This is a genomic window from Bombilactobacillus bombi (assembly GCF_013607485.1).
GTDB lineage: Bacteria > Bacillota > Bacilli > Lactobacillales > Lactobacillaceae > Bombilactobacillus > Bombilactobacillus bombi_A.
Map to the genome: position 1 here is coordinate 1 of NZ_SCHP01000038.1, position 10414 is coordinate 10414.

Annotated in this window: 8 protein-coding genes and 1 pseudogene; 3 read left to right on the forward strand and 6 right to left on the reverse strand. The window is 32.8% G+C overall.

The genetic code is table 11. The features are described 5' to 3' along the window. Both EQ827_RS09325 and EQ827_RS06705 read left to right on the forward strand, forming a co-directional pair. Nucleotides 1-117, forward strand: a pseudogene (locus tag EQ827_RS09325) (IS982 family transposase); the annotation flags it as partial. Between the two features lie 820 nt (nt 118-937). After that, nucleotides 938-2344, forward strand: coding sequence for an MFS transporter (locus tag EQ827_RS06705; RefSeq protein WP_373563512.1), 1407 nt, complete (start codon nt 938-940; stop codon nt 2342-2344). A 139-nt stretch (nt 2345-2483) separates the two neighbouring features. Here EQ827_RS06705 and EQ827_RS06710 read toward each other — a convergent pair whose 3' ends face one another. Continuing rightward, the gene (locus EQ827_RS06710; RefSeq protein ID WP_181190232.1) at nt 2484-3350 is read right to left on the reverse strand and encodes a DegV family protein; all 867 of its coding nucleotides are present in this window, start codon (nt 3348-3350) and stop codon (nt 2484-2486) included. 138 nt (nt 3351-3488) lie between these two features. Between EQ827_RS06710 and EQ827_RS06715 the strand changes: the two genes are divergently transcribed. Then, nucleotides 3489-5216 carry an Rqc2 family fibronectin-binding protein gene (locus EQ827_RS06715; RefSeq protein ID WP_181190233.1) on the forward strand — a complete coding sequence of 576 codons (1728 nt, stop codon included), beginning with the start codon at nt 3489-3491 and terminating at the stop codon, nt 5214-5216. Nucleotides 5217-5220: 4 nt separating this feature from the next. Here the strand turns inward: EQ827_RS06715 and EQ827_RS06720 are convergent, their stop codons facing one another. From EQ827_RS06720 to EQ827_RS06740, 5 genes are all read right to left on the reverse strand, one after another. Continuing rightward, nucleotides 5221-7614: an ATP-binding protein gene (locus EQ827_RS06720; RefSeq protein ID WP_181190234.1), complete on the reverse strand. Its 2394-nt coding sequence runs from the start codon at nt 7612-7614 to the stop codon at nt 5221-5223. After that, the gene (locus EQ827_RS06725) at nt 7611-8690 is read right to left on the reverse strand and encodes a carbamoyl phosphate synthase small subunit (RefSeq protein ID WP_181190235.1); all 1080 of its coding nucleotides are present in this window, start codon (nt 8688-8690) and stop codon (nt 7611-7613) included. The genes EQ827_RS06720 and EQ827_RS06725 overlap by 4 nt, the downstream gene beginning before the upstream one ends. 5 nt (nt 8691-8695) lie before the next feature. Next, nucleotides 8696-9220 (reverse strand): bifunctional pyr operon transcriptional regulator/uracil phosphoribosyltransferase PyrR, encoded by a 525-nt coding sequence (gene pyrR, locus EQ827_RS06730; RefSeq protein ID WP_181190236.1) that lies wholly within the window; start codon nt 9218-9220, stop codon nt 8696-8698. Nucleotides 9221-9236: 16 nt separating this feature from the next. Beyond that, nucleotides 9237-10157 (reverse strand): RluA family pseudouridine synthase, encoded by a 921-nt coding sequence (locus EQ827_RS06735; protein WP_373563513.1) that lies wholly within the window; start codon nt 10155-10157, stop codon nt 9237-9239. Beyond that, the coding region (locus EQ827_RS06740) for a signal peptidase II (protein ID WP_181190237.1) at nt 10154-10414 on the reverse strand (261 nt) is incomplete at its 5' end. The genes EQ827_RS06740 and EQ827_RS06735, both read right to left, overlap by 4 nt.

Here is a 10414-nt window from a genome sequence, read left to right on the forward strand (position 1 = left end):
TTCTCCAGCTGGAACAATCTTTTTGATATTGAACGCAATCGCGCGCGTTCACTAGCGGGATTTCAAACGCGGTTAGAACAATGTTTGTTTGTGGATACTATCAGAAAAATTAACTAGCACCATGCGTATTGAATTATATTTAATGAATTAAATCTATTTATCTAATCTATTTATCTGTTGTATAGATTATCTGTTGTATAGAATTATAAAACTTATTAGAATCAAATCATCTTTAGCAAATTAGAAAATCTCTATAACCATAATAAATAAAAACTAGCTAAATTCATATTTTTTAATCAGTGAAAAAATATTTTAGCATATAATACATATATGTGGAATCTACTTAAAAATGTCAGGAGTCAGAACTTGGTTTATTTGTCTAAATATAAATAAGTGAGGCGTTAATTTAAAATTGAGAATTTTGTTACTATACTATTTGTTACTATACTAATGGTAAACGAGATCTAAAATAGAGGCAGATGTTCAATTTTATTCTCTTGATTGATTCTTATGAAACTTTTCAACAACACTAATCAATGTTAAAATATTATTGCTTAGTATTTATTTGAATTTCGCTTGTTATAAACAAATAAGATATAAAGAATATATATTTTAATAACAAAGCTTGTTTGCATGTGATTTCTAAACTTAGTTCTTAAAATTTTATTGTTACTTCGTATAATATATATTATGTAAAGTAGAATCAATTTTATTTGTAGAATCAATTTTATTTATTGTTAACTTCTCTATACTATCAATTTATACTTCTATTTTTATACTATGTTATTGTCATTATTAATTAATTAAATTTATAATTTATCTACAGAAGAATAAAATAAAATAAGTAGAATAAAATACCAAACAAGAAATCGAACTTAAATTTTTCTGTGTTAAAATTATCAAATGAACATTATAGAAATAGAAAGCGAGAATGTATTTGATGGAACAAGTCGTTACTTTAAAAACTAAATTATCAATTTTAGCTACTGGTTTTTTATCTTTCATTGGTATATTAATTGAGACTTCGATGAATGTAGCTTTTCCTACTTTAATGAAAGAATTTGGTATAAAATTAGATACCGTCCAATGGGTAACAACTGGTTATTTATTATTAGTAACGATTGTAATGAGCACTACTTCTTATTTAGTAAAGCGCTTTAATGCACGCAGCCTGTTTTTAACAGCAGCAACAGTATGCTTTATAGGAACTATTGTATGTGCCCTGGCGTTTAATTTTCCAATGTTGATGGTTGGTCGTTTGCTGGAAGCAATTGCTACCGGTTTATCAACCCCAACGCTATTTCATATTATTTTATCTAAAATTCCTCCTCAAAAATTAGGCGTTTATACTGGATTTGCTACAATGGTCACTTCTTTTGCACCTGCTTTGGGACCTACTTATGGTGGCATTATTAATAATTATTGGTCTTGGAGGATGATTTTTATTGGCGTAATACCAATTATTCTTATCATTATGATTACTGGTGGGCTCACTATTACTTTAAAAGCTCGCCATGATAATTCTGCTTTTGATTTTTGGGGATTAATGCTGTTGACTGGATTAATGATTGCATTAGTTATAAGTATTGATCAAGGCGGTAGTTTGGGATTTACTAATGTTAAATTTTTAATGGGAATTCTTATAACATTTATATTACTTGCCGGCTTTTTATTGCATCTGAAATATGGTCGGCGACAATTACTAAACTTTGCCATTTTGCAAAATCCTATAGTGAGTTTACGAGCAATTAATTTTTTTATTTTGCAATTTATGAATATTGCTGTATCTTTTGTCATACCAATTTTGGCTGAAGAAGTTTTACAGACTAATTCGATGATTGCAGGATTAATTTTGTTACCCGGATCTATTTTAGGAGCTATTATTTCTCCATTTGCTGGCACAATTTATGATCGTAAAGGCTCATTTTTACCATTATTTATTTCCAATCTTTCGATGTTATTAGGAGCTGCTTTATTGACTATTTTGACTAAACAGCTAACTATGGCTTTAATTATGTTCTTTTATTGCTTTATGCGTGGTGGTTTCAACTTCGGTTATGGGAATACAATGTCTGATGCTAGTAAATTTGTTTCACTAGCTGCTAAACCTGATGTTAACTCTCTCTTTAATACTTTACAGCAATATGCTGGTTCGTTAGGTACCGGCATAATGTCAGCTGTAGTCTCAGTACAACAGCTTAACATTTCTCAATCAACGGCAGCAATTGCTCGTACAGCAGCTACGGGTTGCCAATTTGATTTTATTATTCTTACTATTTTAGCTGTAATTGCCCTTAGTACTACCCTATCAGCGGAAAAAATTTTAAGAATTAATTATAAGTAAAAATAATCCAATCCAAAACTGGTTAACTGGTTTATTAGAAGTTATATATTAACAGGTCTGATAAAATAAGAATTTCATTTCTGTTTATAACAAAAAGGAGTTGAGACAAATCCTTGTCCCAGCTCCTTTTTAACAAATATTAAACTTTATCAAAATCCTTAATCCATCCTAAAGCCATGGCTTTTTCTCCTAAATGCGTACCAATAACTGGGCCAAAATAGCTTTGGTCAATAGTCGTATCAGGAAATTTTTTGCGTAAGTCGGCTGTCCATAAGTCATTTTCTGCTCGATCATTAGCATCTAATACTAATAAGCGATAAGGAAAATCCGCTTCTGCTTGAGCTTTGGCAAAGCGCTGCTCAGTTTTTAAATATGCTTTTTTGACAGAACGCACTTTTTCATAAGCCACAATCTCATCGGTTTGATCATCAAAAGTTAAGAGCGGTTTAATATTCAACATGGTGCCAATAACAGCTGAAGCGTTAGATAAGCGACCACCCTTTACTAGATTAGTTAGATCATTAACAATAATATTTTCATCAATTGTACTGCGTAAGTCATCTAAGCGGGCTAAAATATCATCTAGATCTTCCCCTGCTTGTGCCATTCTAGCAGCCTCAATAGCTAAATAGCCCATGAGTCTGACAGTGATATGAGAATCATAAGGAATAATTTTAATATTAGATTTGGTATTTGCTAGAGTATGCAGACTATTAATTAACCCGGAAATAGTAGCTGCCAAATGAATAGAAATAACTACATCATAACCGGCATCAGCTAATTGATCATAAAGTTTATTAAGTTCACCAAATTCTGGCTGTGATGTTTTCGGAAGTTCTTTTAAGCTACGAATACGTTGATAGAATTTTTCCGTAGTAATGTCCACACCCTCATGGTAAACTTGATCTTCAATGATTACTGGTATGGAAACGATATGAATTTGATATTTTTTTGCTTCTGCTTTTGAAAGATATGAAGAACTGTCCGTTACTACAGCAATTTTCATATATTATTCACCAACCGTTCTTTATTAGCTTTTATTGGTCGATATTACAATAGGAACAATTGTATCACATTATCCTAAATAGTGTAAAATGTTAACTGATGAGAATTCAAATTAATAATAGGAGTTGTTATAAATTTTATGTCATTTGATGGTATTTTTACGCACACAATGGTTGCCGAATTACGAGCACAATTAATTACTGGAAGAATTACGAAAATTCAGCAACCTTTTGCACAGGAACTTTATTTAACAATTCGCGCTTTAAATCACAATTATGGTTTACTTTTATCAGCCAATCCTAATTATGCTCGAATACAAATTACCCAACATAAATTGCCTAGTCCCCCCAAGCCAAGCAATTTTGTGATGACCCTCCGGAAGCATTTAGCAGGTGCTTTTATTAAAGACATCATTCAAGTTAAAAATGATCGTATTGTAATTTTAAAATTGCAAAATCGAGATGAACTTGGTGATGTACAAATATTAAATCTATACGTAGAAATTATGAATCGGCACAGTAATATTGTATTAGTACGAGAACGCGATCAAAAAATTATCGATGCAATTAAACATATTAGCTCAAATCAAGATCGTTATCGAGAGCTATTACCCCAGGTTATTTATAAATTACCGCCCCAGCAAAATTTACAAAATCCATTTGATGCCTTTTTACGTGAACGTTTTGTCAAAGCAAATATATCTATACTGTTACAACAAGATCCGGAACAAACAAAAGCTTTAATTAGCAATAATTTTATGGGGATTGGTAAAGATTCATTGCAAGAAATAGTTGAGCGTTTAGTAACTGCTGACTCTAATGCCGATGCAATTTTAAAAAACTTTAATCACCTATTTCAACAATTAGGCCAGCCACAACCAACACTCTATACTAAAAAACAACAGCAAATGTTTACCCCCATTGCTTATCAAAGCCTTGATAAGCAGAACTTTAAACCACATCAATTTACTTCTTTAAGTCTGATGTTAGATGAATTTTATCTAGATCGAGCACGTAAAGACCGAATACGCCAACAAGCTGATAACATTCTGCAGATTATTAAACGTAACTTAAAAAGAGCCCGTACTAAGATTAAGCGACTAAAAAAGGACCTCCAAAAAACCCAGTCAGCAGATCAAGCTCGTTTGTGCGGGGAGCTATTAACGACTTTTATGAATCAGGTGCCCAGAGGTGCAAAATGGGTTGAATTAAATAATTATTATGATAATAATCAACCCTTGAAAATCGCCCTGAAGCCTGAACTCTCTCCTTCCCAAAATGCTCAACGTTACTTTAAAACTTACCAAAAATTAAAAAATTCAATTAAGCATTTGCAAGAGCAATTAAAAATTGCTGCCGCTGAAGTAGACTATCTAGAAGGCATTCTAGCCCAAATGGATTATGCTCAAGTACAGGATTTAATTGATATACAAACCGAGTTACAACAACAAGGCTATCTTAAGCAGTCACGTACTAGTAAAAAGCGTGCGCCTAAGGTTCATCACGGAGATGTTTTTATAGCTAGTGATGGTACTCATATTCACGTTGGCAAAAACAATCTGCAAAATGATTATCTAACTACTAAATTTGCTGACAAAAGATACACGTGGCTGCATATTAAAAATATGCCTGGATCACATGTAATTATTGCTTCTTTACAGCCTAGTATGACGGTTTTAAAAGAAGCTGCACAACTGGCAGCCTTTTATTCTAAAGCTGGGCAAAATAATACGCAAGCTAAAGTAGCGGTGGATTATACCCTGATTAAACATGTGCATAAACCTAACGGTGCTAAACCAGGATTTGTTATTTATACTGATCAACAGACGCTTTATGTTGTCCCTAAGAATCAATTGCAACCTCAATAATGTGTCATTTTAATTCTTGTCGATAAGTAGTTGGCAAATCAAAATATTTAACTTTGGTCGTATACAATCCATTAGCTAATTGTTTTAAATTAATTTTACGTCCAAATAAGTGTTTACTTTTCTGCGATTTAGGTGTTGCAATACCAACTAAGCAATGACAGAGTACATCAATGAAATTGGGATTAACTTGACTAACAATACCTACATTAATTGTAAAGCCATCTAGCCACTGCCATTGGTCATTATCAGAAATTATTATTGTACCAAATTTGGTATTTTGATAATTACTGTGGACATAATCACTAATTCTTTTAACCAGTCCGGTTTTTAATTTACTGGGAATAGCTGTCATTTCAAAATGTTGAGATGATAGCTTTTTTAATACATTAGTAATAGGTAAAGAAAGCCATAAGCGCTGTTGATTATCTTGAATAAAGATAATTTCTGTAGTTATTTGGTGATTTTGCAGTAATTGTTGCTGATATTTCAAATTATAAATAGAAACCGGATAATTAATATGTTGATTTTCAATAGTATTAATAGCAATATTCAAACGATTTTGGGGGCTAAATAAGTAAGATTTATTATAACTAGAGTCCACATAAAAATCTCCTAAAGCGTGCGAATCAATTTTACTTAATAAATTACCCTGAGCAGCTACCGAATAGCCGTCAGACTGAAATCGATGAATAAGCTGATGGGCTAAAATTGTCATCTCATGATTAGAAATCATATCTGAATTAGGATAGTTATTAATAATAATTTGATAATTGGGCTCTTTAATAAAAGGATCATCTAAGAAACTAGAATAATAATTTAAAACTGCTCCATGATCTAATGAGTAAGAGCTGGGTGTCGGTAAAAAAAGACGGTTTAAACTTAGTTGTGAGGTGATTTTTGTTACTTGCGCTGTAGTCAAATTCCAAAGTTTTGCTATCAAAAAATCTGTAAAGCCATAACGTTTGCTTAATAATAAAGTATCCAAATCTCCCTTTTTGTACTCCAACAAGCGAGCTAGATCGAGTAAATGTTTTAATGTTTCCAAAAATACTAAATTATATTTAGTAAAACTTTGAATTTCTTGAACATCAAAACCTCGATTTAAGGCCTCACAAACAGCAATAATTCTTCTAATACTAGTATGAAATAATAGAGATTCGATTTGTTCGTCACTTAATTTAGCATCGGGATGGTTGATAAAAATATCATCACTCAAGTTTAAAATTTTAAATCCCTTCATAATCACAGTTTCAAGGTTATTACCATTAACAATGACTGCTCCCAAAGATGATTTATGTGGACCTAAATTATTATTAAGATCTACTAGTTGAGGACTTTGCCAAATAGGAAAGCGCCCTGTTAGATGATTAGGTGTTAATTCTACTGCAGCATTAATAATTGAGCCATCTAAGGTCAAAACATTTTGTAAACGACAGCCTAAACTAATTTGACAAATAACTTCAAAAAGTGGATAGCCAGTACTAGCTATGATTGGTAAGATTTTACTCTGAAATAGGGGTGAGATTTCGAGAACGTAAAATGAATCAGTCTTTTCATCTACTGCTAAATGAAAAGTACAAATACCAACAATTTTTAATAATCGAGTTAATTTCAACACTGCATCACGTATTCTTTGAAATAACCGATTAGTGATGGAATAAACGGGAGTTACACTGATGGAATCATTCGAGTGGATTCCAATAGGATCAATATCTTCAGAAGCATAGATTAACGCCTTATTATCAAAACGATCCCGTACAGTGGTCATCGTTATTTCCTTAAAAGTATTGATACTACGCTCAACTTCATAGCCCTCACTAGCTTTAGTTGTTTGGAACAAATGAATTAGTTCTTCTTTTGTATTAATACTATTCCAATAAGTTTTTTGTTCTTTATTGTTTACTCGGATGATAATTGGGAAATGATGTTGTTGAACAAATGCCATTGCTTCATCAAACTTATTAATAATTTCATGCTCAATAAGTCGAAAGCCTTTATTTTGCAGATAATTGGTCAAAGCCTTATGGCTAATCATTAAATTCAAATTTTTTTGATTTAAAACTAGTAATTTGACATGATTCTTTTCTAAAAAGCCCTGCTTAATTAAATTCTTGAAAATATTTAGTTTATTATTAGCTGCATAAGTAGGAAAAATAAAATCGATTTGGTACTGAATAATTATCGACTTTAAATTAGTTAAATTAATGTCCTGAAAAATTACATGCTGAGCCAAAGTATGAAAATCAGGAAACACTTCTCGATTTTCTGTTAGTAAAATAGTTTCGTAGCCTGATTGCTGAAACGATTCTAAGGTAACATATATAGCTTTTTCCTGATCTAATTTTTCACCGGAGACTAATCCCATAGTTGTACCAATTAATAAAACTCTTTTTGTCATAATTGATTACCTTGCTTGAATGAATTAATCATTTCTATAAATTCATCAAATATATATAATGTATCGTGCGTTCCGGGTGCTGCTTCTGGCTGGAATTGAACAGTCATCGTAGGATCACTACGATGCCTTAAGCCTTCAATAGTGTTGTCTTCTACACAACGATAAGTGATAAAAAAGTTAATTTGAGCCACATTAGTATGAGCGACGGTGTAATTGTGATTATGGTTAGAAAATTCAATATTTTCTGTGGCAATTTCCAAGGTTGGAATATTAGAACCATGATGTCCATAAGACATTTGTTCGATTTCTGCCCCGTTAGCTAAGGCAACAACCAAATGCCCTAGGCCAATTCCAAATATGGGTAACTTTCCCTCTAATTGTTGACAAGTAGCAATTGTTTCAGGTATTTCTCTTGGATCTCCTGGCCCGCTAGTAAATAAAACTGCATCTGGATCTAATTCTAAAATGTCTTCTGCGCTAATATTATACGGTAAAATAATAGAATCACATTTACGAATTGATAACTGACGTAAAATTGAAAATTTTAGTCCTAAATCAATTACTGCAATTTTAAAACCAACATTAGGATTAGGATATGGCTGCTTTGTGGATACTGTTTTAACCCGGTCATGAGGGATTACTAAAGCACGGATTTGATCAATAGCATGTTCATCATCAGCATCCATAATACTGGCTTTCATAGCGCCATGCTTTTTTACATGGGCCGCTAGACGTTGAATATTGACATTAGTAATACCTGGCAATCGTCGCTTTTTTAAAAAATGTGCTAAAGACTTAGGATTACTCTCGTCCATTTGATTAATTGGTATACTATTAAAGATTACACCCTTACAGCTTAAGGCAATGGATTCATAATCATCACGATTCATACCAATTGTACTAATTAACGGGGATACAAAAACAATAATTTGATCGTTATATGTTTGATCAGTAATTGTCTGTTCTAAACCGCCAATGTTGTTGGTTACTACTAATTCACCTGTAGAAATAGTAGTAGAACCTACACTGTCACCGCAAAATACCGTTCCATCTTCTAAAATTAAATATCTTTTCATAATTATTAATTAGTTATAATCTCGATTTTATCCTCATCATCAATTTCAGCCATAGATACTTTAATTAATTCTTTATGTGAAGTCGGAATATTTTTCCCTACATAATCAGCGCGAATCGGTAATTCCCGATGTCCACGATCTACCAACACCGCTAAAGAGATTTTGCTAGGTCGACCAATACTCATAATAGCATCTAAGGCTGCTCTAATAGTACGACCTGTATATAAAACATCGTCTATTAGCACTACATTTTTACCATTAACATCTTCAGATGTAAATTGCGGTTGCTCATTATTAGTCATTTCTGGATGGTCATCTCGAAAATTGGTTACATCTAAGTCGTATTGGGGAACTTCAATATCCTCTAATTGATATAGACGCGACTTTATTCTTTTAGCTAAATAAGCACCGCGAGTTTTGATTCCAATTAAAACCAGATTTTGATTGCCCTTGTTTTTTTCAATAATTTCATAGGTGATTCTGGTCAAGGTTCTTTTCATGGTTTTATCGTCAACAATTTCTTTATTCATCTTAATACCCCTTTTACTAATTGATATCTAATGGCAGTGATGATTGCAATTTCTTTAAAGTTTCTTGAAAAATTTGTGGTGGATCTACTTGAAATTGCAACCATTGTCCGGTTCGCGGATGCTTAAATCCTAAAGTTTCCGCATGTAAAAATTGCCCTGCCCCTTTTACAGTATGACGTGGACCATATAAGGGATCTCCTGCAACAGGATGATTAATATATTGTAAATGCACCCGGATTTGATGAGTTCGTCCTGTTTCTAGACGACATCTAATTAAAGCAAAATCAGCAAAATTTTGTTTCACTTCAAAATGAGTGACTGCTGGTTTACCCGTAGCTATTACTGCTTGACGTTTACGATCGCGGGGATCTCGTCCAATGGGTGCAGTAATTGTTCCTGAGTGTTCGGTAAAAGGATGGTGGACAATTGCTAAATAAGAGCGCAAATTACTCTTGGCTTTAAGTTGCTCACTCAATGAAACTTGTGCTAATTCAGTTTTAGCAATCATTAATAAGCCTGAAGTATCTTTATCAATTCGATGAACAATTCCGGGACGCAAATCATCTTGGCTTTGAATTTTAGTATGGTAAAGGACTGCATTAACCAAAGTTTTATCAGGATGCCCAGCAGAAGGATGAACGACCATACCTTGAGGTTTATTAACGACTAGTACATCATCATCTTCATAGATGATTTCTAGAGGTAATTTTTGCGGGCATGCGTGCAAGGGAGCCCGCTTAGTAGCAGTCACAGTGATAATGTCATCTGCTTGAACTGGAAAACTAGCCTTTGCTATAATCTGCTGATTAACTTGCACTTGCTGCTCTTTAATCCATTTTTGAATTTGCGCCCGGGAGTATTCAGGATGAAACCTTAAAATTGTCTTGTCTAAACGGTTAACAATACCATCATTTTGAAAAGTGAAAGTAGTAATTATTCTTCTCCTCTTTGATTATCAGACTTAAACACATATACAATCAACATAATTACACCAATAGTAATTAAAATATCCGCCAAATTACAAACAAAGTTCAAAAGCGGTAAATTAAAAATATTAAAATAAACCATATCCACAACATATCCGCGCAAGAGGCGATCCCAGCCATTACCAAGTCTACCTGCTAATAAAAAGGCAAGGCCGACTGTTAACCATCGGGATTTATGTTGATATTTAATTAATAGATAGGTTAAAAC

Coding starts and splice junctions, on each gene's coding strand:
- EQ827_RS06710 (WP_181190232.1), bottom strand. CDS start 3,350: ATGAAAATTGCTGTAGTAACGGACAGTTCTTCATATCTTTCAAAAGCA.
- EQ827_RS06715 (WP_181190233.1), top strand. CDS start 3,489: ATGTCATTTGATGGTATTTTTACGCACACAATGGTTGCCGAATTACGA.
- EQ827_RS06720 (WP_181190234.1), bottom strand. CDS start 7,614: ATGACAAAAAGAGTTTTATTAATTGGTACAACTATGGGATTAGTCTCC.
- EQ827_RS06725 (WP_181190235.1), bottom strand. CDS start 8,690: ATGAAAAGATATTTAATTTTAGAAGATGGAACGGTATTTTGCGGTGAC.
- pyrR (WP_181190236.1), bottom strand. CDS start 9,220: ATGAATAAAGAAATTGTTGACGATAAAACCATGAAAAGAACCTTGACC.